General features: G+C 33.9%; 32 protein-coding genes. 4 read left to right on the top strand and 28 right to left on the bottom strand.

Annotation, left to right across the window (positions count from 1 at the left end; all coding sequences use genetic code 11):
* Window positions 1-8: 8 nt before the first annotated feature.
* From AC6CH4_RS10810 to AC6CH4_RS10795, 4 genes are all read right to left on the bottom strand, one after another.
* Window positions 9-698 (bottom strand): RluA family pseudouridine synthase, encoded by a 690-nt coding sequence (locus AC6CH4_RS10810; RefSeq protein WP_498102825.1) that lies wholly within the window; start codon window positions 696-698, stop codon window positions 9-11.
* A gap of 30 nt (window positions 699-728) precedes the next feature.
* Window positions 729-1,082 carry a four helix bundle protein gene (locus AC6CH4_RS10805; RefSeq protein ID WP_498102823.1) on the bottom strand — a complete coding sequence of 118 codons (354 nt, stop codon included), beginning with the start codon at window positions 1,080-1,082 and terminating at the stop codon, window positions 729-731.
* 86 nt (window positions 1,083-1,168) lie between these two features.
* On the bottom strand, window positions 1,169-1,987 hold the full coding sequence (gene panB / locus AC6CH4_RS10800) for a 3-methyl-2-oxobutanoate hydroxymethyltransferase (RefSeq protein ID WP_498102821.1): 819 nt from the start codon (window positions 1,985-1,987) through the stop codon (window positions 1,169-1,171).
* 94 nt (window positions 1,988-2,081) lie between these two features.
* Window positions 2,082-3,509, bottom strand: coding sequence for an L-serine ammonia-lyase (locus AC6CH4_RS10795; RefSeq protein WP_498102819.1), 1,428 nt, complete (start codon window positions 3,507-3,509; stop codon window positions 2,082-2,084).
* 320 nt (window positions 3,510-3,829) lie between these two features.
* On the opposite strand from AC6CH4_RS10795, the gene AC6CH4_RS10790 reads away from it, so the two are divergent.
* The 3 genes from AC6CH4_RS10790 to AC6CH4_RS10780 are packed head-to-tail and all read left to right on the top strand — an operon-like array spanning window position 3,830 to window position 6,840.
* Window positions 3,830-5,977: a cation:proton antiporter gene (locus AC6CH4_RS10790; protein ID WP_498102817.1), complete on the top strand. Its 2,148-nt coding sequence runs from the start codon at window positions 3,830-3,832 to the stop codon at window positions 5,975-5,977.
* Between the two features lie 36 nt (window positions 5,978-6,013).
* Window positions 6,014-6,442, top strand: a complete 429-nt coding sequence (locus AC6CH4_RS10785) for an SMI1/KNR4 family protein (RefSeq protein WP_498102815.1) — start codon at window positions 6,014-6,016, stop codon at window positions 6,440-6,442.
* Window positions 6,443-6,480: 38 nt separating this feature from the next.
* The gene (locus AC6CH4_RS10780) at window positions 6,481-6,840 is read left to right on the top strand and encodes a VOC family protein (protein WP_498102813.1); all 360 of its coding nucleotides are present in this window, start codon (window positions 6,481-6,483) and stop codon (window positions 6,838-6,840) included.
* Window positions 6,841-6,986: 146 nt separating this feature from the next.
* Here AC6CH4_RS10780 and AC6CH4_RS10775 read toward each other — a convergent pair whose 3' ends face one another.
* From AC6CH4_RS10775 to AC6CH4_RS10680, 20 genes are all read right to left on the bottom strand, one after another.
* Complete coding sequence (locus AC6CH4_RS10775) at window positions 6,987-7,667, bottom strand: 2'-5' RNA ligase family protein (protein WP_498102811.1); 681 nt, start codon at window positions 7,665-7,667, stop codon at window positions 6,987-6,989.
* Window positions 7,668-7,673: 6 nt separating this feature from the next.
* Window positions 7,674-8,042, bottom strand: a complete 369-nt coding sequence (locus AC6CH4_RS10770) for an iron chaperone (protein WP_498102809.1) — start codon at window positions 8,040-8,042, stop codon at window positions 7,674-7,676.
* A 116-nt stretch (window positions 8,043-8,158) separates the two neighbouring features.
* Window positions 8,159-8,626, bottom strand: coding sequence for an SRPBCC family protein (locus AC6CH4_RS10765; RefSeq protein ID WP_498102807.1), 468 nt, complete (start codon window positions 8,624-8,626; stop codon window positions 8,159-8,161).
* Window positions 8,627-8,741: 115 nt separating this feature from the next.
* On the bottom strand, window positions 8,742-9,323 hold the full coding sequence (locus AC6CH4_RS10760; RefSeq protein ID WP_498102805.1) for an LOG family protein: 582 nt from the start codon (window positions 9,321-9,323) through the stop codon (window positions 8,742-8,744).
* 146 nt (window positions 9,324-9,469) lie between these two features.
* Entirely contained in the window at window positions 9,470-10,006 is a 537-nt protein-coding gene (locus AC6CH4_RS10755) for a GNAT family N-acetyltransferase (RefSeq protein WP_498102803.1), read from the bottom strand.
* Window positions 10,007-10,212: 206 nt separating this feature from the next.
* The gene (locus tag AC6CH4_RS10750; protein ID WP_498102801.1) at window positions 10,213-11,337 is read right to left on the bottom strand and encodes a lactonase family protein; all 1,125 of its coding nucleotides are present in this window, start codon (window positions 11,335-11,337) and stop codon (window positions 10,213-10,215) included.
* 24 nt (window positions 11,338-11,361) lie between these two features.
* Window positions 11,362-11,892 (bottom strand): GNAT family N-acetyltransferase, encoded by a 531-nt coding sequence (locus AC6CH4_RS10745; protein WP_498102799.1) that lies wholly within the window; start codon window positions 11,890-11,892, stop codon window positions 11,362-11,364.
* A gap of 42 nt (window positions 11,893-11,934) precedes the next feature.
* Window positions 11,935-13,032, bottom strand: coding sequence for an MBL fold metallo-hydrolase (locus tag AC6CH4_RS10740; RefSeq protein WP_498102797.1), 1,098 nt, complete (start codon window positions 13,030-13,032; stop codon window positions 11,935-11,937).
* A 288-nt stretch (window positions 13,033-13,320) separates the two neighbouring features.
* A complete protein-coding gene (locus tag AC6CH4_RS10735) occupies window positions 13,321-13,746 on the bottom strand; it encodes a DUF1801 domain-containing protein (protein ID WP_498102795.1) in 426 nt (141 codons plus the stop codon).
* Complete coding sequence (locus AC6CH4_RS10730; protein WP_498102793.1) at window positions 13,733-14,800, bottom strand: serine hydrolase domain-containing protein; 1,068 nt, start codon at window positions 14,798-14,800, stop codon at window positions 13,733-13,735. Before AC6CH4_RS10730 ends, AC6CH4_RS10735 begins: the two co-directional genes overlap by 14 nt.
* 127 nt (window positions 14,801-14,927) lie before the next feature.
* A complete protein-coding gene (locus AC6CH4_RS10725; protein WP_498102791.1) occupies window positions 14,928-15,296 on the bottom strand; it encodes a nuclear transport factor 2 family protein in 369 nt (122 codons plus the stop codon).
* 83 nt (window positions 15,297-15,379) lie between these two features.
* Window positions 15,380-15,595, bottom strand: coding sequence for an ArsR family transcriptional regulator (locus AC6CH4_RS10720; protein ID WP_498102789.1), 216 nt, complete (start codon window positions 15,593-15,595; stop codon window positions 15,380-15,382).
* Window positions 15,596-15,622: 27 nt separating this feature from the next.
* Window positions 15,623-16,036 (bottom strand): hypothetical protein, encoded by a 414-nt coding sequence (locus AC6CH4_RS10715; protein WP_498102787.1) that lies wholly within the window; start codon window positions 16,034-16,036, stop codon window positions 15,623-15,625.
* Between the two features lie 73 nt (window positions 16,037-16,109).
* On the bottom strand, window positions 16,110-17,024 hold the full coding sequence (locus AC6CH4_RS10710) for a helix-turn-helix domain-containing protein (RefSeq protein ID WP_498102785.1): 915 nt from the start codon (window positions 17,022-17,024) through the stop codon (window positions 16,110-16,112).
* Between the two features lie 12 nt (window positions 17,025-17,036).
* Complete coding sequence (locus AC6CH4_RS10705) at window positions 17,037-17,933, bottom strand: NmrA family NAD(P)-binding protein (protein ID WP_498102783.1); 897 nt, start codon at window positions 17,931-17,933, stop codon at window positions 17,037-17,039.
* Between the two features lie 94 nt (window positions 17,934-18,027).
* On the bottom strand, window positions 18,028-18,513 hold the full coding sequence (locus tag AC6CH4_RS10700) for an SRPBCC family protein (RefSeq protein WP_498102781.1): 486 nt from the start codon (window positions 18,511-18,513) through the stop codon (window positions 18,028-18,030).
* Between the two features lie 348 nt (window positions 18,514-18,861).
* Window positions 18,862-19,203: a nuclear transport factor 2 family protein gene (locus tag AC6CH4_RS10695; protein ID WP_498102779.1), complete on the bottom strand. Its 342-nt coding sequence runs from the start codon at window positions 19,201-19,203 to the stop codon at window positions 18,862-18,864.
* 72 nt (window positions 19,204-19,275) lie between these two features.
* The gene (locus AC6CH4_RS10690) at window positions 19,276-19,635 is read right to left on the bottom strand and encodes a DUF4180 domain-containing protein (protein ID WP_498102777.1); all 360 of its coding nucleotides are present in this window, start codon (window positions 19,633-19,635) and stop codon (window positions 19,276-19,278) included.
* A gap of 13 nt (window positions 19,636-19,648) precedes the next feature.
* The gene (locus AC6CH4_RS10685; protein WP_498102775.1) at window positions 19,649-20,245 is read right to left on the bottom strand and encodes an NAD(P)H-dependent oxidoreductase; all 597 of its coding nucleotides are present in this window, start codon (window positions 20,243-20,245) and stop codon (window positions 19,649-19,651) included.
* A gap of 9 nt (window positions 20,246-20,254) precedes the next feature.
* Complete coding sequence (locus AC6CH4_RS10680) at window positions 20,255-20,749, bottom strand: DinB family protein (protein ID WP_498102773.1); 495 nt, start codon at window positions 20,747-20,749, stop codon at window positions 20,255-20,257.
* A gap of 180 nt (window positions 20,750-20,929) precedes the next feature.
* Here AC6CH4_RS10680 and AC6CH4_RS10675 point away from each other — a divergent pair, with 180 nt between their 5' ends.
* A complete protein-coding gene (locus AC6CH4_RS10675; protein WP_498102771.1) occupies window positions 20,930-23,437 on the top strand; it encodes a M14 family zinc carboxypeptidase in 2,508 nt (835 codons plus the stop codon).
* Window positions 23,438-23,641: 204 nt separating this feature from the next.
* Here the strand turns inward: AC6CH4_RS10675 and AC6CH4_RS10670 are convergent, their stop codons facing one another.
* From AC6CH4_RS10670 to AC6CH4_RS10655, 4 genes are all read right to left on the bottom strand, one after another.
* Window positions 23,642-24,058 carry a hypothetical protein gene (locus tag AC6CH4_RS10670; RefSeq protein WP_498102769.1) on the bottom strand — a complete coding sequence of 139 codons (417 nt, stop codon included), beginning with the start codon at window positions 24,056-24,058 and terminating at the stop codon, window positions 23,642-23,644.
* 6 nt (window positions 24,059-24,064) lie between these two features.
* On the bottom strand, window positions 24,065-24,499 hold the full coding sequence (locus tag AC6CH4_RS10665) for a hypothetical protein (protein ID WP_498102767.1): 435 nt from the start codon (window positions 24,497-24,499) through the stop codon (window positions 24,065-24,067).
* 10 nt (window positions 24,500-24,509) lie between these two features.
* Window positions 24,510-24,971, bottom strand: a complete 462-nt coding sequence (locus AC6CH4_RS10660; protein ID WP_498102765.1) for a hypothetical protein — start codon at window positions 24,969-24,971, stop codon at window positions 24,510-24,512.
* Between the two features lie 114 nt (window positions 24,972-25,085).
* Window positions 25,086-25,730 carry a hypothetical protein gene (locus AC6CH4_RS10655; protein ID WP_498102763.1) on the bottom strand — a complete coding sequence of 215 codons (645 nt, stop codon included), beginning with the start codon at window positions 25,728-25,730 and terminating at the stop codon, window positions 25,086-25,088.
* Window positions 25,731-25,748: the final 18 nt, after the last annotated feature.

Raw genomic sequence — 25,748 nt, 5'->3', positions numbered from 1 at the left:
TCATAAAATCAAATAGCATTCCAAATGGTTTCATCAGGAGTTGGTGCGATTATCGTAATATTTTCTTTAGAAACCGGATGAACAAAAACCAATTTTCTCGCGTGAAGATGAATGCCTCCGTCAGGATTGCTTCGGTCAAAGCCATATTTTAAATCTCCTTTAATCGGAGAACCAATGGCAGACAATTGTGCACGAATTTGATGATGACGACCCGTATGAAGATTAATTTCTAACGCCACATAATTCTGAAGTTCTTTAAAAACAGTATAATCTAAACTAGCAATTTTACTATCCGGAACTTCTTTTAAATGTGCTTTCGACGTATTATTTTTTTCATTTCTTTTTAAAAAATGAACCAATTTGGCAGTTGTTTCCTGAGGCTTATTCTTCACAACTGCCCAATAGGTTTTTTGCGTTTCACGATTACTGAACATTTCGTTCATTCGTGTTAAAGCTTTACTTGTTCTGGCAAAAACAACAATTCCGGTTGTAGGTCGATCTAAACGATGAATCACTCCCAGAAATACATCGCCAGGTTTATTGTATTTGTCTTTAATGTATTCTTTTACAACATCAGATAAAGGTTTGTCACCCGTTTTATCGCCTTGTACAATATCACCTACACGTTTGTTGATGACAATAATATGATTGTCTTCGTGTAGAATTTGGAGATTATTTTTATCGGAGATTACTTTCAAAATCGATTTTTAGATTATTGGATTTTTAGATTATTTGACTAAAGTTGATTTGAATTTTGATGTCATTTTTACAATTCTATCGAGATTAAAACATAAGTCATCTAGCTTTATTTGATTAATATAACCTAAATCAAAAGAGATTAATAATTGAGTTTCAATTTCGAAAATAGAGCCTATTGCAATTTCAAGAAATCTTGAAAAATCTTTGTAACTACTTCTTGAACAACCTTCAGCTATGTTGGAAGGAACTGAAACAGAAGCGCGACGAAGTTGATTTGTTAATCCAAATTTTTCAGATTCTGGAAAATTTGAAGTAATATTATAAATTTCGAAACAAAATTTCCTACTTGATTTCCAAATTTCTAAGTCTTTAAATCTATGCACTCTAAATAATTTATAATTTCATTTTCATCATATTGAATTCAAAATCTTTTCGAAAAATCTAAAAATCCAACATCTAACAATCCACTTTAGTACTGTTCACTAGAATTCGGAAAATCACTCGATTTCACATCAGCAACATATTTACCAATTGCAGATGTCATTTCCTGATATAGGTTTAAGTAACGACGTAAGAAACGCGGGCTGAATTCATTGTTCATTCCTAACATGTCATGAATTACTAAAACCTGTCCGTCAACGCCACCTCCTGCACCAATTCCGATAACCGGAATCGAAATGCTTTTAGCTACTTTTTCAGCTAAATCAGCAGGGATTTTTTCTAAAACTACAGCAAAACAACCTACTTTTTCAAGCATTTTTGCATCTTCAATCAATTTTTCAGCTTCTTCTTCCTCTTTGGCGCGAACGCTGTAAGTTCCGAATTTATAAATGGATTGTGGTGTTAAACCCAAGTGCCCCATTACCGGAATTCCTGCGTTTAATATTTTTTTGATTGATTCTTTAATTTCTTTTCCGCCTTCTAATTTCACAGCATGTCCGCCGCTTTCTTTCATGATTCTGATTGCAGAACGTAAAGCTTCTTTTGGATCAGACTGGTAACTTCCAAAAGGTAAATCAACTACAACCAAAGCTCTTTCAATTGCACGAACTACAGATGAAGCATGGTAAATCATTTGATCTAATGTAATTGGTAATGTCGTTTCGTGCCCGGCCATAACGTTTGATGCGGAATCTCCCACTAAAATCACATCGATTCCAGCTGTGTCAACAATTTTTGCCATTGTGAAATCGTAAGCTGTTAACATGGAGATTTTTTCTCCATTGCTTTTCATTTCGATTAATGATTTGGTAGTGATTCTTTTATAATCTTTTTTAGCAACTGACATTATATAAGTAAGTTTTAGTTTTTTTGAATAGTTTTAAAAGCAGAATGTACTTTTAAAACGAAAATTTTTTGACTGCAAAATTAAGTAATATATTCTAACAATCGGCCATATTAACCGCAATTGCCAATCCGCCTTCAGAAGTTTCTTTGTATTTGGAATTCATATCTTTTGCGGTTTGCCACATGGTATTAATCACTTTGTCTAAAGGAACTTTTGCATTTTTAGAATCAGTTTCTAATGCCAATTCGGCTGCATTTATTGCCTTTATGGCACCCATAGTATTTCTTTCGATACACGGAATCTGAACCAGACCACCAATTGGATCGCAAGTCAAACCAAGGTGATGTTCCATGGCAATTTCTGCCGCCATTAAAACCTGGGCAGGAGTTCCGCCCATTAATTCGCAAAGTGCCGCTGCAGCCATTGATGACGAAACGCCTATTTCGGCCTGACAACCACCCATTGCTGCTGAAATCGTAGATCCTTTTTTGAAGATACTTCCAATTTCTCCTGCAACCATCAAAAATTGTTTGATTTCTTTTTCGCCGGCATTATGGTTTTCAATAACCAAATAATACATCAATACTGCAGGAATTACACCAGCGCTTCCATTAGTTGGCGCAGTAACAACACGGCCTAAAGATGCATTTACTTCATTCACGGCAAGTGCAAAACAGCTAACCCATTTTAAGATTTGGCGGAATTTAACCTCCGTTTTTCTGATTTCTTCCAACCATGATTGAGGATCAGAATAATTTGATAAACCAATCAAATTCTGATGCATGTCAAAAGCTCTTCTGCGAACATTTAATCCTCCGGGAAGAATTCCTCCAGTATGGCAGCCAATATACATACACTCTAACATCGTGTTCCAGATACGCATTAGCTCCGAATGAATTTGTTCTTCAGGACGCATCGATTTTTCGTTTTCATAAACAATCTCTGAAATCAATTTGTTTTCTGAAATGGTATAATTTAAAAGCTCAACCGCATTTTGAATGGGAAACGGAAAAGCACACTTAATCTCTTCTTTTATTTTGGCATTGGTACGTTCTTCCTTAACTACAAAACCACCTCCAATAGAATAAAAAGTAGATTCATATTCTGAATTATCTGCTTTGTATGCAGTGAATTTTAGGCCATTGGCATGGAAAGGAAGAAATTCTTTATTGAAAACAATATCCTGAAGAAAGTAAAACGGAATCGCAAGCTGATTACCTAAAATGATTTCATTTTTGGTTTCGATTGTTTTGATAATTCCCGCAATATTGTCTACCGGAATATATTCAGGATCTTGTCCGCTCAAACCTAACATTACGGCCAAATCAGTAGCGTGACCTTTTCCTGTAAGTGAAAGTGAACCATATAAATCAACTTTAACTCTGGTAACTTGTTCTAAAATAGATTCGTTTTTTAACTCTTCTAAAAAACGTTCAGCAGCGCGCCAAGGCCCCAAAGTATGTGAGCTTGAAGGACCAACGCCAATTTTAAGCATATCAAAAACAGAGATACATTCTTCCATTGTTCAATTTTTATTAAGACAAAGATAATTGAATAATGCAATGATGTTTTAATTTCAATCAGAAATCTTGCGGTTTTGTTAAAATATATATTAAATATTAATAATTTGGCAAAGAAGTAAATTTAATTAGTTAATATAGGGCTTTCATAAAAAGTTCGGGATTTTTTTAGGTATTTTTGTAAATAGCTATTACTAAAAGAAACTGATCTTTTTAGTTTTTTAATAATCGAAATAAACTGCAAACTTTGGGTATTTTGTCTGAATGCTAAAAATGTCTTTTTAGAACAATTGATATACCACACAGGAGCTAAAACCACATTATGATAGAATTTTTCAGGAATTTATTACAAGAGTTCGAACTGCCACTTAACAATCCGGTATTGATTTTTTCATTAATACTTTTCATCATTTTATTATCGCCAATTTTACTGAAAAAAATTAATATTCCAGGAATCATTGGTTTGATTATTTCAGGAGTAATTATTGGACCTCACGGACTTAATATTTTGGCCAAGAATTCAGCGGTAGATTTGTTTTCTACAATCGGGCTTCTTTACATCATGTTTATTGCCGGTTTGGAACTCGACATGAATGAGTTTAAGGCCAACAGAAATAAGAGCTTATTATTCGGGTTTTTTACATTCATTTTTCCATTAACGATTGGTTTCCCGGTTTGTTTTTATCTTTTGAATTATGATTTTAATGCCAGTTTTTTAACGGCTAGTATGTTTGCGACACACACTTTAGTAGCCTATCCGATTGTTAGTAAACTGGGAATCGCAAAAAATCAGGCTGTTGCTATTACAGTTGGTGGAACTATTTTGACAGATACTGCAGTGTTAATCATTTTGGCGGTAATTATGGGAAGTAGCCAGGGAAATCTGAATCAGGCTTTCTGGATAAAATTAACCATTTCATTAGCAATTTTCTCTGCGATCATGTTTTTAGTAATTCCAAGAGTTGCAAAATGGTTTTTTAAGAAACTGGAAAGTGAGAAACACGCCCATTATATTTTTGTTCTTTCTGTCGTTTTCTTTGCGGCATTTTTAGCTGAGGTAGCAGGAGTAGAGCCTATTATTGGCGCTTTCGTTGCTGGTTTGGCATTAAATCCCCTGATTCCGCAATCATCGGCATTAATGAACCGAATTGAGTTTATTGGAAATTCATTATTCATTCCGTTTTTCCTTATTTCTGTGGGAATGCTGGTTGATATCAGCGTAATTTTAAGCGGTCCGACAGCTTTAATTGTCGCCGGGACATTGAGTGTAGTGGCTATTTTTGGAAAATGGATTGCAGCGTTTTTTACGCAAATCGTTTTTAAATATACTAAGACCGAAAGACAACTAATTTTTGGATTAAGCAGTGCGCATGCCGCAGCGACTTTGGCCGTAATTTTAGTGGGATATAAAGCCGAAATCCTGGATGAAAATATCTTAAACGGGACTATTATTTTAATATTAATTACCTGTATTGTAGCTTCTTTTGCTACCGAAAAAGCAGCAAAAAAAATTGCAATTTGCGAAGAAGAGATTTCTCATGAAGATGCACACAAAGATCAGATTTTAGACGAGCATATTTTGATTCCGTTAGCAAAAACTTCTGCGACATCAAGTTTATTAGATTTTGCACTTTTGATTAAAGATAAAAAATCGTCAAACCCGATTACTTTATTGACGATTGTTCCGAATAACGATCAGGCCGAAAAAAATATTTTAAGATACCGAAAAGCAGTTGATAAATTTGTAATTCAGGGCTCAGCCTCAGAAGTAAAAATCAATACTATTGCCAGAATTGACCATAATCCTGCCAGTGGAATTGCCAGAACTTCAAAAGAAATCATGTCGGATATTGTGATTGTGGGATGGCCAAGAAAAACAGGTTTTCTGGATAAAATTTTTGGTGAAAATGTAGATTCAATTATTAATAACGTAGATAAAAGTTTGTTTATCTGTCGTTTCGAAAAGACATTTATAGAAGAAAAAAGACTAGTTTTTATTTGTCCGCCTTTTTCTGAAAGAGGAGCCGGATTTCAGCTATTGCTTCAAAAAATTTGCCGACTGTCGCAAGAATTAAGTGTGCCGATTGTAATTTACGCCGAATATAAAACGCATCAAACCATTCAACAAATTACTAATAATTTAAAGCTGAACGCCAAATTAGGTTTTAAAAGTATTTTGGACTGGGATGATTTTGAAGCGATTTCAGACGAAATAAAACCAACCGATTTGATTGTATTTAATTTATCCAGAAAAGGCTCTGTATCCTACCAATCGATCTTTGATAAATTACCTCAAAAATTCGAAAAATCATTCAGCGATAACAACCTGATTTTGGTATATCCACAAGATGATAATAAAGTAACTTCTATGGATGCTTATGAAGATTTTACCGCAACGCCATTAACAAAAGGTCTTGAAGCAATTGAACAGATTGGTCGTGGTTTAGGTAATATTTTTAATAAAGGGTAGATAAATATTTTTAAAATAGTTCTATAAAAGGCAAATATGACTGAACATTTAGAAAGAATAATTACAAAATATAGTTTTCCAAAAAGAGATATAAATACTTCTGATGAAATAGCAGAAATTGAATCATATTCAAAGTTAAAACTTCCCAAAGACTATGTTTTTTACCTTGAAAACTATCATGGAATTGATCAATTTATAGGTGTTGAATTTATAAACCTTTGGAGTTTAGAAGAAATTATTAAAACGAACAAAAGTTATAATATAATAGAAGAATTAAATCAGACAATTGGAATTGGATCAAATGGAAGCGGAGAATTTATTGGAATTAAATTTGACCAAAATGAGAATGTAAAAATAATTCTTTCCCCTTTTATTGGTATGAATACTAAATATAATATCGAAATCGGGACTTCTTTTACTGATTTTCTTGTTCGTTTAGATAACGGAATTGATTGGTTTTCTTAAATTTAGAAAAGACTTCTTAATTTTAAATTCGAAATAAAATGCAACACAATGCCAAATCCATTCGACCATTTATTGGAGCCAAAGATTTCGAAATCTCCAGAAGTTTCTACCGTGATTTAGGATTTGAAGAGACAGTTTTAGATCTAAAGTTTTCTGTTTTCAAAACAGGAGAAATTGCTTTTTACCTTCAGGATTATTATGCCAAAGAATGGATCGAAAACACCATGATTTTCTTAGAAGTTGATGATGTTGATCGTTATTACAACGAACTTTTAGCTTTAAATCTAACAGAAAAATATGGAGTGAAGTTAACACCAACGCGCCATTTAGATTGGGGAAGTGAATGTTTTCTGCACGATCCTTCCGGTGTTTTATGGCATTTTGGAAAGTTTAAGTAAAAAATATTTGCCACGACCCGACCGAAGGGAACAGACGAAGTAATTTCACTAAATTTCACGAATTATATTGAGTTTAAATTAAGTTTAGCTTAAAATTTTGCTGTTTTCATTCGTGAGAATTCGTGAAATTCATGGCAAAAAACTTTTTATAAATACAAATCTGCCAAATTAATTGTATTGCTTTTCCGTTGATACCAATCGTTATAAACTAATTGTAGTTTATCAACTTTAAATTCTCCAAAATCAAAATCCCGAAATTTTTCAGCAACTTCTAGTAATTCCTTTGGATTTTCTAGTTTTCCCTGAAATCTCATAACCGTTGAATGTGCAGTTGCAATGGCATAACGGCTGTCGATACTTTGTTCTAAATCTGATTTTTTGAAATTCTCACGTAATTTATCTCTTAAATACCTTAAAGATTCATCAGTTGGAAAACCCTGAATCATGATAGCAGAAGTCGAAGCTGTAACGCCTTTAAGATCGATATTAATTTTATCTACATCGATTAAACTTTTTTGAACGATTTCGATATATTCTTCAATTCTGATTTTATCTAAAGTAAAACCTTCATAACATGAAATAACAGAGAGTACCGTAATATGAATGTCTGAGTCAGGATAATAATATTGTGTAGAATCAACTTCTTTTAATTCTTCTAAAAACAACTGAATTTTAGCTTTTATTTCATTGCTTGGGCGGATCAACAAAGTTATTCCGAATCTTGAATCTGATACATCATTGATTTGGCTCTCAATGGTATAATTTCCTTCTGAAATAGCTTTAGAGGATTTTTGATAAAGTTGATTGTAATGTTCTTGTAAATTCATTTAAACTTATTTCTTTTTCGCTTTTTCCAGATTTTCTTTGACTCTGAATTTTACGATTTTGGTGATCAAATCATAAGGCATCGGTTTATTAAAAGGAAATTGAACCGAACCTTTTCCGGATTTATATTGTGAAAGTTCTTCCTGAAAAGCTTCATGGCCACTTGGCAAGGCATATAAACCAATATGATTTTTAAAAGCAGCAAAGTATACTACAATTCCGTTTTGCTCAAAAGCCGGCATCGAATAACTGATCTTCTCTATAGCATCAGGAGCTGCTTTCTGAATCGTCATCCTAACTTTCTCCAGAATTTCCTGAACATCATTTGGAAAAGCGCCAATGTATTCGTCAATATTTGCTGGTTTTTTTGTTTCCATGGTGATTAGTTTTTTTGTTTGCTTCGCTAATTCGGCTTTCAGCCTCGGGTCAGGTTTCAAGTTTCAAGTTTTGGAGTTGTAGCAAAAAACTTGAAACAAAAAAACTTGAAACTTTCTTACGCGAGGCCTTTCGGAAAACGATCCAGAACCAAATTCAATTGAAGTTTATGCTCTAAATACGCTTTTGCTCCTGCTAGAACCAAAGTAAAACCTTCAGTCGAATTACGAACCTGATCGATTATTTTATCTGAATCTCCTTTAAAACCGGAATTCGTTATGCTTACAAATGTTTCATTTTCGTCTAATGGTGTAAAAACCCACTCCACTAAAGTGCTTTCTTCGGGATTTCCCCATTCAACTACAATTTTTTTATTTTCGTGTAAAACATGCGTAGTTACAGAGAGTGAGAAGCCGTACATTTCCCAGGTCCATTCTGTTTTTTTATCTTGTTCTAATTTGCCTGAGCCTTTTGTGAACCAAAATTTGCTTGTGATTTCCGGATCAATAAATGCCTGAAAAACTTCTGAAACAGGTTTTCTAATAAGCATTTCGGCTTTTGCGAATTTGTTATTTTCTGTTTTCATATTTTTTAATTGTGAATTGTTTATAAGCGAATATGTAAATATAATCCTAATTATTTAATTTTGAAAGCATTACGCATTACACTTAACTCATAATTCATAATTCACAATTCATAATTTAAATCTTCTCCTTATCAATCCATTTCCCAACCGTAGGCGGTGTATAATTTTTCATTTGATTCAATAAATCATCAATATTATCACTAACCAGTAGCATTTTCTGATTTGCTTCTTTCAATAAACCTTTTTCAACCATGGTTTTGGTTAATTCAATTAAAGAATCATAAAAACCATTGATATTTAAAATGGCAATAGGTTTTTTATGAAGTCCCAATTGTGCCCAGGTTAACATCTCAAAAAGTTCTTCGAGTGTTCCAAAACCACCTGGAAGCGCGATAACCCCATCACATAAATCGTTCATTTTGGTTTTTCTTTCGTGCATACTTTCAACCAAAATTAATTCGGTTAAACCTAAATGAGCAATTTCTTTTGACCGTAGAAAATTTGGTAAGACACCAATTACTTTTCCGCCGTTGTTTAAAACGCCGTCAGCCAGAGCGCCCATTAAACCTACGTTTGCGCCGCCATAAACGAGTTCTATATTTTCTTTAGCAAATGTTTGGCCAAGTAAGGTTGCTTGCTCTTTGTAAATTGCTTCAGTTCCAAAACTTGATCCGCAAAAAACGGTTATTCTTTTCATGAGTTATAAGTTATGAATTATGAATTATGAGTTATGAGTGAATAGAGAATGTAGAGTAAAAGTATTGATAGTTAGTTAATTACAGATAGTGGTTTTGTTTAGTAATTTTTAAGCTAATGATATTTCAATAACTAATAATTCATAATTCATAATTCATAACTCTTTACCAATTCATATTCAAAGTGCAGAATACCATCCGCAGTAGGCGGAAAATTCATCTCGTTTACTTTTGTCGCACCCAATTTTAAAACTGCTTTTTGAGAACGGAAATTTTCAGCTCCAATATGAAAAAATATAGAATTCACATGCTGAAAAGCGTAATCAATCAATAGCTTTTTGTTTGATTTATTATGAAGTCCGCCCCAATATTTTCGGTCTAAAAAGGTATATCCAATAGCAATACTTGAATTTTCAGGTTTGTAATCGTAATAACGGGTAGTGCCAATAATTTCATTGGTTGCTGCATCTACAATTACAAAACCGCTTTTAGAATTCAGAGCAGCATCAAAAAAAGGCTGAAAAACTTCTTTTTTATAACGGTCTTTTATAGGATGCTGCTCCCAAAGTAAAGGATCTGATGCTATTTGAAAAAGAGCATCAAAATCGGTTTCCTTTAGCGGAACTAATTTGGTAATATCATCTTCTAAAATTTCTGGTTGTAAATTGAATTCTGTATTTTTCATTTTTTACTGTTTTTATTTTTTGCCATGGATTAATGTCGTAGTTTGTCATCCTGACGAAGGAAGGATCACACATGAAGCTCCGCAATCTAAATCGCCAATCTTTGTCGAGCCACTAGTGTGGTCCTTCCTTCGTCAGGATGACATAAAATGAGAAATAGAAATCCGCTTAAATCTGTTTAAACCCGTACAATCCGTAGGCAACTATTTTATATCCTTTTAATCTGCACACAAGAAACATTCGCCATTTTAATTTCTTTCCCCACTTTTTTAAGCATTCCCGTTTTTTCGTTTCTTTTAAAAACAACTACATTTCCGGATATAACATTGCTGGCAACAAGAAATTTCCCGCTTTCATCAAGAGCGAAAATTCTCGGATGCTTTCCTAACGTCGATTGATATCCAATGTTTTTCAAGAGTCCGTTTTCATCAATCGAAAAAATGGCAATATTATTTTCTTTGCCTCGATTTGTGGCGTATAAAAACTTTCCGTCAGGCGAAATATGAATGTCTGAGCTTTCAAAACCTTCTGTAATTTTATCAGAATGGGTATTGATACGCTGAATCTTTTTTAATGTTCCATTGTCGTATTGATAAACACTAATGGCACCGGCCATTTCTTCAATACAATAACCAAATTTTTGATTCGGATGAAAAGTGAAATGCCTTGGTCCGGCTTGTAAATCTGTTTTGGTAAACGGATTTTTCGTTTCTACCAAAGGTTGTTTCATCGTTTCATCAAAACGGTAACAACGTATTTTATCTGCCCCTAAATCAGGTAAAAAAATATAATCATTTTGAGGAGAAAAGATAGCCGAATGAACGTGCGATCTTGTTTGTCGTTCTTTATGAACACTTCCGTCAGTATATTGGAAATTTTGCGCAAGTGAATCAATTTTTCCATTTTCTAATAAAGGATGAACTGAAACACTTCCTTCAGTATAATTTGCATTTACAAGCCATTTTCCGCTTTTATGAACGGAAACATACACGGGATTTTCGCCACCGCTTCTTTGTTTGTTCAGAAAAGTTAAGGTTTTGTTTTGAGGATTAAATTCAAAACTGCTGACATTTCCGTCATTTGGTGTTTTGGTTTCTGTACACGCATACACATATTTTCCATTTGGCGAAACGGTCAGATAGGACGGATTTATGACATTTTTTGCAGAAGTAACTTTGGTCAGTTTCCCGTTTAAAGTATCTAATTGATACACCTGAATGGATTCTGCTTCTTTGTCTTTATTATAACTTCCCAGGATGACATAAGTATTTTGGGAAAAAATAGCTGAAGTTACAAGAAAGGCAAGCGTTAAAAAAGTGGTTTTTAGTTTCAAAGTATTGTTTTTTGGAAATTAATTTTAGCTAGTAATCTTTAATCTGAAGCCAAAGACGGCTAATTCTCCCTGCATAAAATCTAAATCTTCGGATCGTTGAAAACCGAGATTTTCATACATTTTCCAGGCCGTTTGCATTGCTAATGTCGAGTGAATGATAACTTGATTGAGGTTGTTTTTGGTTGCTTTTCGAATACATTCCTGCGTCAAAAGTTTACCAATTCCTTTTCCACATTCGTTGTGGTCTACGCCTAATAATCGAAATCCGGCTGCATTTTTTTCCTGAGTTGCAATTCCGCCCGAACCATAATATTGCATATCATTAAAATAAACGACTGCGCCAAGGATAGTATTATTGTTGTCAATCGCTACCAAAAGTTCCGTTTCCGGATGATTGGTAAAATCGCCAATATTTGCCAGCATTTTGTAATAATTGGGTTGTTCATCTTCTTTAGGAAAACCATCTAATTGGGAATAAACGCTGATGAGCAATTTTCCAATTGCTGTAAATTCTGAAGGAAAGGCATTTCTAATAATATAATTGGAACTATTCATGTTTTTGTTTCAAGTTTCAGGTTGAAATCTGCAATCTAAAATTTATTTAACTCCTTTCCACCATTGTTGGAATTCTTGTTTTTTATTTTTTAATTCTACCAATTCTCCAATTTTCGGTGTAATTAGCGGAATCGGATTTTCAGATAAAGTATTCAATTCGGTTATTTTAATCAAAGGTTCATCCCACGAATGAAGAGACAAAGGAAATTTTGAATTATGAACCGGAAATACTCTTTTTGCTTTTAAATCTTTCATCGCTTTTATTACATCTTCAGGCAAGTTATGTATGTATTTCCATGCCGGATTATATTGGCCATTATCGATCAACGCGATATCAAAAGGGCCAAATTTATCGCCAATTGCTGCATAGTGAGAATCATAGCCGCTATCTCCGCCCAAATATATTTTGAAATCTTTGGTTTCTAAAATAAAAGAAGTCCAGAGTGTGTTGCAGCGCTTGATACTTCTGCCTGAAAAATGTCTTGACGGAGCAGTATAAAGCGTTAAATTCTGATCTAATTCTATTTTTTCATGCCAGTCTTTTTCGATAATATTTTCTGCTGAAAAGCCCCAAAATTCAAAATGCGAACCAACGCCAAGTGCCGTGATTACTTTTTTAATTTTTGGTTTCAGTTCCATAATGGTTTTATAATCTAAATGATCATAATGATCATGCGTTATGAGCAAATAATCAATATTAGGAATATCATCATAGGTATATATATCAGTTCCTTTAAAGGCTTTTGTAGTTCCGTAAATAGGAGAGGCGTTCCCGCTGAAAACCGGATCAATTAAAAACCGTTTGCCTTCCAATTGAATAAAATAAGATGAATGGCCAAACCAAACCAAAACATCCTGATTTAAAGGAAGTTCTTTTAAATTGGTTTTTACGGAAGGAATAAGGTCAGTTGGAATTTTCCGATCCACTTTCTTAAATAAAAATTGATTTAAAACATCATAATAACCATAACCTTCGGCAAGTTCCGGAGTGAAATTTTCATTTTCGAATTTTCCATTTTTATATTGAGGAGACTTTTGTATTAAAGCCAGTCTTTCTCCAGAAGGTTGCTTTCCAAATCTTGGATGGAATAAAAAATAAAAGATAACGACTAGTAAAAGGATTAGTAGGGTAAGAATCATGATTAATTTGTGAGATTATAAGAATGAAAATATTTTTAATATAAAATTGAAAGATAAGATTAAGCCAATTATAGTTAAGATTGTCAAACCCAAATATAAGCGAAGACTTTGAAATTCATTTATAGGGAAGTTTTCCAAGAAATATTTACGAACGTTTTTATGATTATAAATGCAAAACAAAATAAGTGTTATGAAAATTAAAAAGAATATAAATTCTAATATAAAAGCATCATTTTCTTGCTGAGAACTATTCTCTAAAAATATTTTATTCATTAAGTTTTGTAAAGATTATTTCTGAGGATATAATTTTAGTAAATATTCAACTGAAGCTGAAACCATCTCTTTGAGGATTTCTACATCAATATCGCTAAGTTTTTTGACATAAATACAGCTTTTAGCCGTTCTATGTTTTCCGAATTTCGAAAGCAATTCTTCTCTATTTTCTTCAGACAGATACACATAAAGTGAAATAGCCGCTTTTCGTGGTGAGAATCCTGCAAGAGGCGCATCACCTTCATGACCGCTGGCATATTTATAATGATAGCTTCCAAAACCAATAATGCTCGGTCCCCACATTTTAGGTTCAAAACCAGTTTCTTCCTGCATTATTTTGATCAGTTCAAAAGCTTCATTTCTTTTTGCTTCGTCATCTACAAAAGTGTTTATAAAATCTATAACACTGGTTTCTGTTTCGGTAGTTTTATTTTTTGCCATGATTTATTTTTTTTGGATGAAGTAAATCGCTTTTAAGTAAAATGTTTTTGATTTTAAATTCAGAAGCATAAAACAAATTTGAATCTTCATTCATTTGATTTTCAATGACAATCAAACTCATGTCACTTTCGGGAAAATACAAATTTACAGAAGAAAATCCATCACCTAAACCCGTATGACCGAGATATTTTACTGTATCTTTTTCAATAATTCGAATGCTGTAACCGTAACCTTCTTTTTCTTTTCCGAAGAAATTATGCTGTGAAGATGCAGATGGTTTAATGAGTGCTTGATAGGATTCCGGTTTTAGAATTTTGCCTTTATGAAGATTATTGTTCCAGATTGCTAAATCGTGTACGGTAGAAATAATCCCGTCAGCACCCAAATTTTGAGGTGTTATTAGTGATTTTTTGACAGATTCGAAGGTATTTTTACTATTTATGTATCCAGTGGTTAAATTTTGAATTTTGTCCTGGTTGTAAGCAAAAGTATTCTTCATCTTAAGTTTTTTGAAAAGTGCATTAACTACTTCGCTGTAACTTTTATTTGTAGTATGCTCAACAATTTGACCAAGAAGACTGTAGCTCATATTTCCGTAATGAAAATTAGTCCCAGGCTTAAATTCCAGAGGTTTATCGGTGTCTACAATTCCGTGTGTGTGATTTAAAAGTTGATGAACCGTAACTGAATCTGCCCACGTGCGGGTAAGTTCAGGAAGATATTTTTTAATAGGAGCATTCAAATTAATTTTTCCTTTTTCTGCCTCCAATAAAATTAAAACGGCAGCAATTTGTTTGCTGTTCGACATAATTTCAAACTCGCTGTCTAATTTTAAAGGCTTTTTAGTTTCAAAATTTTCAAAGCCATAAGCTTTATTGTATAAAGTTTTTCCGTTCTGAGTAATCAGAATTACACCGTTAAATTTAGGGTCGGCAACTTTTACTAAGCTGTCAATTTGTGTAGCATAATTGTCTTTTTTTTGAGCAAAAGAATTACAATTAGAAAATAGAAAAACGATAGAAAGCAGAGAAGAGAATCGGAAAATAGTGTTCATTAAGAAAGTTTTGTTTTTAGTTTATTTAGTTTCAGGTTTTTCGGTCACAGTCGCAGTCACAGTCGCAGTTTTCAGTCTCACTCTCGTTGACAGTTTGCAATGCTGAAAACTGCGACTGAATACTTTTTTAAAAAACTCCGTTTTCATTAATCGTTTCTTTTGGAATCGGTTGCCCCAAATCCCAAAGTTCTACTATTTTATCAGCTTCAAATCTAAAAATATGCACGACAGCCGCGCCTAAGTCGGTCGAATTTTGTTTAACACAGGAGTGTACCGCAACCAAATCGCCGTCTCTTAAAGCATGGTGAATTTTGAAAGTCTTATTCGGATTTTTTCTGGAAGATTCTTCCATGGCTATCATCAAAGTATTGGCGTCGCCTTTAAAATAAGCATTATGGTGTTTGAAATTCTCGCCTATATAAAGCCGGAAAGCTTCGTGTGAATGCCCATTTGCAGCGAGTTTTAAAAATTCCTGGGCTATATATTTCTTAGTCATGATTCTAAAATTAAAAAACAAACTAAGTTATGAAATTTAGAAGTAGGTTTTCAAGTAAATAAAGCCTGAAGTTGGAAGTTTTTTTAGAGCTCTTCTGATTTGATCTGAAAAAGATCAACGCCTAATTTTCCGAACTCTTTTTCTCCTAAATCAGTAATATAAAAATGTTTATCGGCTGTTTTATTTTTAGCAATCCAACCCTTGTCAGCAAAATTTTCTACAAGCAATTGGCCGAGTTTTCCGCCAATATGTTCGTAACACATTTTTACAGGTTTTACGGAAGTTGATTTCTCGCTCATTTCGATGCTTTTTTTGAATTACATTTTCTAAGTTCTTCTTTTGACTAACTTAATTGCCAAATAGGCCATTGGAATATAAGCAAAAGCTAAATCTACTACCGTAAACCACATAGGCGAAGGCAGAGAGCAAACACTTACAATACCGCCTAACAAAAAGAAAGCTCCAATTACTAAACCTAGTTTTGTTTTGTGATTGAATGCCAGTAAAGCAGTTGTGATCGCTCCAGTGAATGTCCCGATTGCATGTGCCAAAAACGGAAAAAGAAAATGCTTTGGTTCGAACAAATGCATCGTTTTTTGCAAACCCTCCATCGTTGTATTATCGGCTCCGTCCGGGGGTGGAATAATAGAACCACTCATTAAAATTATACTCATATTTACAATGCTTCCAACAAAAAGGCCGGCAATTACGGCCAAAGTATTTCTTAAAACAGGGTTCATAACTTTGGTTTTTAGTTGCACTAATTTATGAAATTTATCAATAGTAAAATGAACCCAACGTATTATTCTATTTTCAATTAAAAGACTGCCTAAATTCCAATGGCGAAACATTGGTCTTGGTTTTGAATAACTTACTGAACGATTGCTGATGTTCAAAACCCAGTTCAAAAGCAATTTCGCTAATCGATAAATTGGTTGTCGAAAGTTTCTCCTTCGCTTTTTCAATTAATTTATTGTGAATGTGTTGTTGTGTAGTCTGACCGGTGTGAAGTTTTAATAATCCACTTAAATAATTGGGCGAAACGTTGAGGTGTTCGGCAATAGTAAGAACGGTTGGCAATCCTTTTTTGGACAACGAATCTTCGTTGAAAAAGCCTTCAAGCAAATTTTCTAAACGAGCCAAAATCTGATGATTGCTAATTTTTCGGGTAATAAACTGGCGGTTATAAAAGCGTTCCGCATAGGTAAGAAGCAATTCAATTTGGGCAATAATTACATCCTGACTGAATTTGTCAATATTCGATTGATATTCCTGCTGAATATTTTTCATGATAGTAATAATCATCTTTTCTTCTTTATCAGAAAGATGTAAGGCTTCATGAACTGCATAGCCAAAATATTCGTATTGTTTGATTTTCTGCGCAAGCGGTGTATTCCATAAAAAATCAGGATGGATCAATAATGACCATCCTGTATGTTGTAATTCGGCATTGCCTTCAATAGAAAAAACCTGTCCAGGTGATATAAACAATAAAACACCTTCTTTAAAATCATATTCCTGCTGGCCGTAACGCATTTTGGCATTAGCATTTCTTTTAAGCGCAATCGAATAAAAATCAAGCATCAGACTTTTCGGTTCTTCTTCATTTAGATATTTAAGATCTTCAAAATTGTAAACCGTTACAAGCGGATGCTCCGGTTTGGGCAAACCCCTAAACTCAAGAAATTCGCTTATACTTTTTATTCGATGCGGTTGCTGATTTGCCATAGTACAAGTTACTTAATTTTGATTATATATTGTAGCAAATTCTTTAGCATACGCTGCAAGTTTTGTTTTGCCCATTACTTCTGGTCTGTTACGGTAATAATCTTCAGCCAACAAACCATTATAAAGTCCTGCATACATTTCGACCAGACCTTCCGCAATTTTTGGTTGCATTCCGACATTTACTAAACCGTTCAGCGTTTCATCATCGCTAACTAAAACCCATTTCAAATCAGGTTTTCCAATAGCTTCTCCCAAAATACGAGCCGTTTCATTGCCGGTAAGTTCTTCACTGCCCACGTAACGAATTTTTCTTCCGTCAAGCGGAGTTGTAAGTTCTTCCGCAATAGCGGCTGCAATATCAAGTGGAGAAACCCACGGAATCATTTTGTCCGCACCATAATTAGTTGCAATAACGCCCGCATTTTTTATCATCGGAATGTAAGCCAGTAAATTGTAAAAGAAAGAAGTTGGGCGCATAAAAGTAATTGCCACATTTTGAAGTTTATTCAAAACCGCTTCAATTTCATTATAACGCTGAATAATTCCTGAATTTTGTTCTAAATGTGCGCCAACGCTGCTTAAAAAAACCACACGTTTCACGCCCGATTTTTCGATCGCTTGGGCATAACAATCTCCAATTTTACGTGTAAAAGCATCCAAATCAAGATTCGGATCGAAATAATTCGCACGCGGAATCATACAATAAACGGCATCTGCACCAGTAAAAGTTTGCGTTAAAAAAGCAAGATCTTCAACAGATCCAATGGCTGCCTTTGCTCCCAAAGATTCGATCGCAGTTTGTTTTCCCGCATCGCTGGTGATAACCGTAATGTCATGTCCTTTTTGCACTAACTCCTGCGCTAGTGGCTTGCTAATGTTCCCTAAAGAACCTGTAATTATAATTTTCATAATGTTACTTTTTGATGTTACAAAGTTGCGTAACATCAAAGCAGTAACTGTAGCCAAATCTCCGATTCTCTTAGCCGAAATTATTTTCCCCGAATTACTTCGCGCTCAGTTTTCTTTCGTTTTCCGTTTGCGGTTTGTCTTTGCCGTTGGGCTGACCTTTACCGGTTGTAATTAATTTTTTTAAGCTATTCTGGATGTAATTGGTCCACGAATCGCGACAAATATCAAAACATTCATAATTCGGAACCAAGCCAACATGTGTAAAGCGAAGTGCTGTTTTTCCGTCTTTTTCTGAAATTTCAAAAGTTGGTTTTGTACCCGTCCATTCCGTTTCATCTTCGGTGAATTTAAAATAGTTTTTCTCCACCAGCCAAACAATTTTCTCATTGGGAATCACTTCAATCAATTTGACTTTGCAGCGATGTACATCTTCATAGTGATAGTCAAATTCATCATCTAATTTGGCTGTATTGCCATCAATTTGTTCAGACCACCATCCGCGAACGTTGGTAGCGGCATTAAAAACTTCTTCGGGAGATTGATCAACTATAAGGGTCGTGGTAAAATCTTGCGCACTCATTTTATATCGTTTTTTGAAAGTTAGATATACAAATTTACATTCTAAAAATCAATATGTTAGGGTGTTTGTGAGACAATTGTAAGGGGCGAATCAGACAAGTTGGAATTTTAGATTTTAGAATTCAGATTTTAGATTTTAGGAATTGCTTATAACAATTGGAATTTGGAATTTAAATTTTGGAATTTATTTATTCAGGAGCAGAAAAATCATTTTCAAAAGAACGTTCAGTCCCGCTGTCCACTATATTCCCGATTAACAAAAACTACGGCTAAAAAGCCTTGTTTTTCTAAATCAGGAGATGCCGTTCCCATCGGGGCTAGATTAGACGTTTTGTTTTTAGACCTGATTTTACTCCCTCATAATATCCATTCTGCTTATTTTCTCGTCTTGTATTTCAAAAATAACCACCTGTTCTTTTTTCTCATTAATTCCATTTCTACCATAAACATATTCATGTACGATGGCTTTGTTTTCAAAAAAAATAGTTTTGATGAATTCAGCATTTAAATCAGGAGATTGCGCAAATAGCCTAACAAACATTTCCTGGCACTCTTTTTTACCGTTAATTACTAATGAATGATCTGAAAAATTATAGATTTTGGTGTCATCTGTATATAAAGTCATCATGCTATTAATATTTTTATTATTAAAAGCTAACATTTGAATATCGATAATTTCTGCTATTGTCATTTACTTTAAGTTTAATTAAATCAATCTTTGCGAACTTTGCGTAATTCTTCGCACACTCTTTGCGGTTAAATTTTAATTAGAAAGCTTTCCCAAACCTTCCTCTAAATTACTCACAAAATTAATCTGTCGGTTTTTATTACTTTCAAAAATAAAATCCTTAACGCTTTTACGTTCATATTTTTCAAAATCGCCAACTATAGCCACACGTACCCTGAAATTGGAAAATTTCTGAAGTATCTCGCCGGCAATTCCGTTTTTTAAATCAAAGAAAAGAGGCGTTATGTTTTTCTCATAAAGAATAATTCGGTCAAAATCCTGATAATACACATCAACCAATAACTGCGCACCATCTTCAATGGAATTAATTAGAATCTCTTCGGCAACTATTTCGGCAATTTTGGTATTGTTTTTAATATGGGTCTCTAATTTCATTTTTGTTTTTGAGTTAGACAAAATAACCTTTTATTTTTTGAACAGTCTCTTCAATTTGTTTCATATGATATTCCATCACTTTTTCCAATTGTAAAGTTCCACCCAGAATCAGCATTTTTTTATGAGTGAATCTTTTTCCTAAGCGGTCTTCGAGCATAATGGTTTCCATACTTTGTGCCATATTTATTTCTTCCAAGAACGTATTAGGATGCCCGGCCGTACAAATTACAAGTCCGAATGGAATGGTTTTCATCTTTTGAGAAGTTTCATTTTGTCCGTAAGCATATCCAACGGAATAAACCCTGTCAAACCAGCCTTTTAATTTTGCCGGACAATCGCTCCACCAAACCGGATATAAAAAAATAATACAATCGGCTTTTTCAATTTTGGCATGTTCCGCTAAAACGTCCTGAGAAATTGGAAGTTCTGTTTTGGCAAATCCTTCTCTTTCATATTCTTCCTCAGACATATCGCTCTGAAAGTTCATCACATATAAATCCGAAATTTCAAGATTCCAGTTTTGTTTTGAAATTTCAGATTTCAAATGTTCAAGAACCTGAAAAGTATAAGACTTTTCACTCGGATGACTGTAAACAATTAAGATATTCATAATCGATATTTAATAAAGATTGTCTTTTACTTCACGAACCCATTTTGGAGCATCATCAATATTTTGGCGCAATAATAAATTCAATTGGGCCACGTGATGTTGTACATGTCTCATGTTATAAAGTAAAATTTCAACGACATTATAGAGCATTGTTCCCGATTCATTTTTCCAATTACTTCTATAAATATCTTCAGTCATTGTAGCAATCAGACTACGGCATTTTTCTCTGCAAAATTCTAAATAAGTCAATACTTCGTTTTTTGTATAAACTCTCTCAGGCATTCTGTCTTCAAATTCAGAAAGTGAAAAAGGCTGCGGAGGTACAAAACCTCTGGGATCAAGCGTCAAATAATAATCCAGAAAAAAAGTACAATGAAAAGCATTATATCCAAATTGCTGTTCCGTATCCCAAAGTGATTCGGGACAAAATTCAATCGCATTTTTCAACATATCAATGCTTCCGCCAAATTGCCTCCAAAGTATTTCTTTTAAAGAATGGTCCATAATAGATTTTTTTTGCTAAACGAAAATACAAATTAAAACCAGATTAAAGATTACAATGGCAAAATTCAAATTCTGAATAAATAATGCAATGTTTTATCTAAAACAATAATATTTATTGCGATTTTTAAATTGGTATAAAGTTAATTCTTATTTTTAGCCATCTACAAATTCTATTCACTTATGAGGAAAATATTTAGCGTTGCAGTATTGCTGTTAATCACTTCTTTTTCTGTTTTTGCACAATTAAAAACACCATCAGAATTTATTCCGAATTACGGAAAACAAATCAGCTACTATAATCAGGTAGAAGATTATTTTAAATATCTGACAGAACAATCTCAGTTTATCAAAAAACAGAAATACGGTGCAACAAACGAACAGCGCGATCTGAATGTCTATTTTATTTCGACTCCTGAAAATCTCGCGAATCTGGAGCAAATCAGAAACAATAATTTAGCTTCAATTGGCTTATCAACAAATAAAACCACGACAGGCGATGATAAAATTATTGTCTGGCTTAGTTTCAATGTTCACGGAAATGAATTTGCCGGAACCGAAAGTGCCTTGACAGTTGCCTACGAACTTTTGAATCCATCAAACGAAGCGACCAAACAATGGCTGAAAAATACAATTGTAATTTTAGATCCATGCATTAATCCTGACGGTTACTCGCGTTACGGAAACTGGCTTAGAGAAATTACAGGCAAAAAAAATCATCCGGGTTTATATGACAGAGAGCATATGGAAGAATGGCCGGGCGGACGTTACAATCACTATCTCTTCGATTTGAATAGGGATTGGGCATGGCAAACACAAATCGAATCACAACAACGCATTAAATTGTACAATCAATGGATGCCGCAAGTGCATACAGATGTACATGAAATGAGTTATAACTCGCCATACTTTTTTCCGCCGGCAGCAGAACCCTTGCATGAATTTATTGAACAATATCAAAAGGATTTTTATAATGTTTTAGGTAAAAATATTTCGCAAAAATTCGACAAGCAAAACTGGATGTACAATACCAGAGAGCGTTTCGATTTGTTTTATCCGAGTTATGGAGATACTTATCCAACGTACAATGGAGCAGTTGGTCTAACATTAGAGCAGGGCGGAATAGGAGCGGGGCGTGAAGTAACGATGGAAAACGGAGCAAATGTTACCATCAAAGACCGATTAACGCATCACGCAACTGCAGTGTTGACGGTTGTCGAAAGTGCCGCTTCGCAAAAAGATATTCTCTTAAAAGGCTTCAGAGATTTTCATAGCAATGCCCGCATAAAAGCGAAAGGCGTTTACAATACCTATGTTTTAAAAAATAACCCAAAACTGGACCAATTGGCAGAATTACTGAAGAAAAACGACATCGAATTCAGTTATGCCGATGCTGCTGGCAACGCATCAGGGTTTCATTATCAAAATAAGAAAACCGAAAGTTTTAAAATCGAACCGAACGATTTAATAATAAAAGCAGATCAGCCGAGATCAGTTCTGGCGCAGGTTTTGTTTGAGCCAAATCAAAAATTAAACGATAGTTTGTCGTATGATATAACAGCCTGGGCTTTGCCTTTGGCGTATGGGATTGAAGGTTATGCGGTTAAGAATAATCTTTCGGTTAAAACAAAAGCTAAAATTGAAACAGTCGCGAAAACAGTTCCAGCCAGCGTGTATGCGTTTTACGTGCCGTGGAATAACAGAACTTCAGCACAGGTAGTTTCACTCTTGCATCAAGGCGGAATTAAAGTGCGTTCGGCTATGAAAAAAGCCGTTTTTGGAACCATTACAATCGAACCGGGCGGCTTAATTATCAGCCGTGCCGATAATCCAAAAATAGCCGATTTTGAAAAAACAGTTTCAGATATCATTAAAATCAAAACCGATTATAGTTTTATCACAACCGGATTTTCAACGAATTCTAAAGATATTGGAGGAGAGAATTTCATCTTGTTAAAAGCTCCAAAAATTCTAATGTTATCCGGAAAAGGAATCGTTTCAACCGAGTTTGGCGCAACCTGGCATTATCTGGACGAAACCATCAGTTATCCGGTAAGTATCGTCGAAACGGCAAATTTTAACCGGGTTAAATTGTACAATTACAATACTTTAATTCTTTGTGATGGTTCTTATGATTTTTCAGACGATCAGAAAAAACAAATCGATCAATGGATTAAAAATGGTGGAAAAGTAATAGCTATGAGCAGTGCGATTTCCTTATTTCAGGATCGGGAAGGATATGCTTTGAGTATGTTTGCAAGTAAAGAAGACAAAGAGAAATCAGAGAAAGAAGAAAAAGAAATCGAACTTAAAAAGCGCTTTTTAGACTTCGAAGGATCAGAGCGACGAGAGATTTCGGGCACAATTCCGGGCGCCATTATCGAGAATAAATTAGACAAAACCTACCCAATGGCTTTCGGTTTAGGAAACACCTATTTCAGCCTTAAAACCAACGAAAGATCATACTCGCTTTTAAAAAGCGCCATTAATGTTGCGTATATTCCAAAAGGATATATCAGCTATGGTTTTGTCGGAAATACGATCAGCAAAAAACTTAACGAAACGGTAAGTTTTGCGGTAGATAAAAGAGGCGACGGCTCTGTAATTTATATGATGGATAATCCGCTGTTTCGAGGTTTTTGGGAAAACGGAATCCTGTTATTCAGCAATTCACTATTTTTAGTCAATTAATAAAAATGCTCTTCAGATATGAAATTTGAAGAGCATTTTTTTATTCAGGAGCAGAAGGTTTCATTTTCAAAAGAAACTTCAGTCCCGCTGTCCGCTATATCTTTTTTTTGGCTGATGGCAGCCAAAAAAAAGGATACCGCTTCCCATCGGGGCTAGCGATTACGTTTTATTTTCATAAGAACCCAGGAAAATGAGAACAGAAATTTATTGTCTTACAAAATACAAATCACCAGCATCAACATAAGATTTTCCTAAAACCATTTCTTCATGGTTAGCACTAAAATAGGTCCATTTTGAACCGTCTATAAAAACGAGAAATTCTTTTCTTTCTTCAGGACTAGGGCCTTCGGACAAATAATCTAGTTTATACTCATATTTGTGGGTTTCTGTTTTTCCATCTGTGTTTATGATTAAATTAGAGTTAGGATAAAATGTGTAAGTGATGTTTTTATCTGAATAATCAGTGAAAAATTCTTTAATTTGACCATCGTCATAACTAAGTCCATAATTTCCTGTTTTTACTAATTTCCATGTTCCTACAACCGGGTTTGCTTTGTCATCATCGTCTGTACAGTTTGTGAAAGCAAAAAGAATAAAAATATAGGTAATAATTTTTTTCATAATAATTTATTTTACCCGTTCGTATTTTGATATAAAACAGTCGTAACATTCCTCGCTTAAAATCAGGTTTTTACCTTTAATTTCAAAAGATCGATCAACGAAAAACTCCTGAGTAATTGAAAGGCCTTTGTCTATTACAATCATTTCCTTATCACCCCCAAAAATTGATTTTTTAGTTTTTATAAAAAATTGCTGTTCGCGGGATAATTTTCCGTCAATATAAGTTTTAAGTGTAGAACCTGAAAATTCGATCTCTTTTTTTTGATCTGAAGCTGTCTGAGTAATTCCTGCAAAACCTCCAGTTGAAGAAACCCATAACCATCTTCCTTCCAGGTTTTTTTCCTTTGAAGCATTGGCATCAGCATTTTTAATGCTGTCTTCTGCACTATTACAGGAAAATAATAGTAAAACGGTAAAAAATAAAAAAGTAAATTTTTTCATGTTGATTGATTTAAAATACTTCTTGAGCCCTAACATATTCTGAATTACTACATTTATTACAAAAATGATTCATAAATAGTTTGTTATTGACAATTTTAAAGCCCTCGTGACTCGTGTCGCTCACAATTCCGGATACATTATTTATTGGCATGTAGCCACCTGTCACAATCGTTTGTAAAGGTCCGTCTCCATTTAATTGCTGTGTAACAACTTTAAAGGTGGTATCCATAGTTAAAACTCCATTGGTATACTTTTTAAAATTAGAACCTGAAAATTCAATTACAATCGTTATGTTTGTTGATGCAGCAGTTTTAATTGTACCGTCAACTCCGCTGGTAGTACTAACCCAATTCCATCGTCCCTGAAGATCTTTTTCAGCCTGAGCATCGGCTTTTTTAGTGCTATTCTCATCATCATTGCTATTGCAGGAACTTAAAATTATTAAAACAAACAATAAGAAATATTTTTTCATGGGTTAAAATTTATATCAGTTTAGTTAATAGATGTAAATTTTGTTAAATGGTTGCGTAAAAGTGTGATAATTTCTTAAAATTAAATATTTTATTTTAGATAGTTTTTTTTTAAGTCACTTTGATAAGCTTTTAAACTGATAAAACCGCTGGAGTCGGGTCGTTTTCCTTGATTCTGGCCTTGCATATTTTTCAATCTCGTATACATTTTCAATTGCTGAAATGTAAAGAATATCCGGTACAAATTTATCTGATTCGTTTTTTCGACTTTGCATTTTTCCCATTCTTAATTCATATTCTAAATCGCCAAAATTATTTTTAGCATTTATTTTTACATTCCCGGAAAACTGTTCCCAATCTGTGATGGTTGATTTTCCATTGCGATATTGAATCATTCTGGTTTCTGTTCCAATAAAATAGCCTCCTTTTTGAAATAAGGAATAGACAGAGGAAATGATAAGTCCCACACCAACGATTACAAATAGGCCTATAATCATGCCGGGTACTAACAATTCGCCTAAATCATCCCAACTCGCTGTTACCGGAACATCATTAGAAGTAAAATGTACTTCTTCATCTTTAAATAAAGGTCTGAAGAAAGCGACAACAAAAATGCTGACAAAAGCACAATAAGCTATACTGAAAATCAAACGCCCCACTGATTTACCAAGGGGAAGATTTCGTTTTGCTTTTATAGAAAATTCGATTTTTTCATTTTCAATTAGTTTTTTAAGATCGACTGGTAATTCAGTTAAAATCATTTTTTTGCGGTTTTGTTT

This window comes from Flavobacterium sp. GQ95, from assembly GCF_059758655.1.
Note: the sequence above shows the minus strand (reverse complement) of the source record. Positions and strands in the feature narration are given on the sequence as shown.

Coding starts and splice junctions, on each gene's coding strand:
- AC6CH4_RS10770 (WP_498102809.1), bottom strand. CDS start 8,042: ATGGAAACAAAAAAACCAGCAAATATTGACGAATACATTGGCGCTTTT.
- AC6CH4_RS10740 (WP_498102797.1), bottom strand. CDS start 13,032: ATGATTCTTACCCTACTAATCCTTTTACTAGTCGTTATCTTTTATTTT.
- AC6CH4_RS10700 (WP_498102781.1), bottom strand. CDS start 18,513: ATGAGTGCGCAAGATTTTACCACGACCCTTATAGTTGATCAATCTCCC.
- AC6CH4_RS10690 (WP_498102777.1), bottom strand. CDS start 19,635: ATGAAATTAGAGACCCATATTAAAAACAATACCAAAATTGCCGAAATA.
- AC6CH4_RS10685 (WP_498102775.1), bottom strand. CDS start 20,245: ATGAATATCTTAATTGTTTACAGTCATCCGAGTGAAAAGTCTTATACT.
- AC6CH4_RS10695 (WP_498102779.1), bottom strand. CDS start 19,203: ATGACAATAGCAGAAATTATCGATATTCAAATGTTAGCTTTTAATAAT.
- AC6CH4_RS10715 (WP_498102787.1), bottom strand. CDS start 16,036: ATGAACCCTGTTTTAAGAAATACTTTGGCCGTAATTGCCGGCCTTTTT.
- AC6CH4_RS10790 (WP_498102817.1), top strand. CDS start 3,830: ATGATAGAATTTTTCAGGAATTTATTACAAGAGTTCGAACTGCCACTT.
- AC6CH4_RS10680 (WP_498102773.1), bottom strand. CDS start 20,749: ATGGACCATTCTTTAAAAGAAATACTTTGGAGGCAATTTGGCGGAAGC.
- AC6CH4_RS10720 (WP_498102789.1), bottom strand. CDS start 15,595: ATGAGCGAGAAATCAACTTCCGTAAAACCTGTAAAAATGTGTTACGAA.
- AC6CH4_RS10675 (WP_498102771.1), top strand. CDS start 20,930: ATGAGGAAAATATTTAGCGTTGCAGTATTGCTGTTAATCACTTCTTTT.
- AC6CH4_RS10665 (WP_498102767.1), bottom strand. CDS start 24,499: ATGAAAAAATTTACTTTTTTATTTTTTACCGTTTTACTATTATTTTCC.
- AC6CH4_RS10765 (WP_498102807.1), bottom strand. CDS start 8,626: ATGAAAACAGAAAATAACAAATTCGCAAAAGCCGAAATGCTTATTAGA.
- AC6CH4_RS10775 (WP_498102811.1), bottom strand. CDS start 7,667: ATGAATTTACAAGAACATTACAATCAACTTTATCAAAAATCCTCTAAA.
- AC6CH4_RS10655 (WP_498102763.1), bottom strand. CDS start 25,730: ATGATTTTAACTGAATTACCAGTCGATCTTAAAAAACTAATTGAAAAT.
- AC6CH4_RS10755 (WP_498102803.1), bottom strand. CDS start 10,006: ATGAAAAATACAGAATTCAATTTACAACCAGAAATTTTAGAAGATGAT.
- AC6CH4_RS10660 (WP_498102765.1), bottom strand. CDS start 24,971: ATGAAAAAATATTTCTTATTGTTTGTTTTAATAATTTTAAGTTCCTGC.
- AC6CH4_RS10705 (WP_498102783.1), bottom strand. CDS start 17,933: ATGAAAATTATAATTACAGGTTCTTTAGGGAACATTAGCAAGCCACTA.
- AC6CH4_RS10670 (WP_498102769.1), bottom strand. CDS start 24,058: ATGAAAAAAATTATTACCTATATTTTTATTCTTTTTGCTTTCACAAAC.
- AC6CH4_RS10735 (WP_498102795.1), bottom strand. CDS start 13,746: ATGGCAAAAAATAAAACTACCGAAACAGAAACCAGTGTTATAGATTTT.
- AC6CH4_RS10730 (WP_498102793.1), bottom strand. CDS start 14,800: ATGAACACTATTTTCCGATTCTCTTCTCTGCTTTCTATCGTTTTTCTA.
- AC6CH4_RS10780 (WP_498102813.1), top strand. CDS start 6,481: ATGCAACACAATGCCAAATCCATTCGACCATTTATTGGAGCCAAAGAT.
- panB (WP_498102821.1), bottom strand. CDS start 1,987: ATGTCAGTTGCTAAAAAAGATTATAAAAGAATCACTACCAAATCATTA.
- AC6CH4_RS10745 (WP_498102799.1), bottom strand. CDS start 11,892: ATGAATAGTTCCAATTATATTATTAGAAATGCCTTTCCTTCAGAATTT.
- AC6CH4_RS10760 (WP_498102805.1), bottom strand. CDS start 9,323: ATGAAAAGAATAACCGTTTTTTGCGGATCAAGTTTTGGAACTGAAGCA.
- AC6CH4_RS10795 (WP_498102819.1), bottom strand. CDS start 3,509: ATGGAAGAATGTATCTCTGTTTTTGATATGCTTAAAATTGGCGTTGGT.
- AC6CH4_RS10785 (WP_498102815.1), top strand. CDS start 6,014: ATGACTGAACATTTAGAAAGAATAATTACAAAATATAGTTTTCCAAAA.
- AC6CH4_RS10725 (WP_498102791.1), bottom strand. CDS start 15,296: ATGACTAAGAAATATATAGCCCAGGAATTTTTAAAACTCGCTGCAAAT.
- AC6CH4_RS10710 (WP_498102785.1), bottom strand. CDS start 17,024: ATGGCAAATCAGCAACCGCATCGAATAAAAAGTATAAGCGAATTTCTT.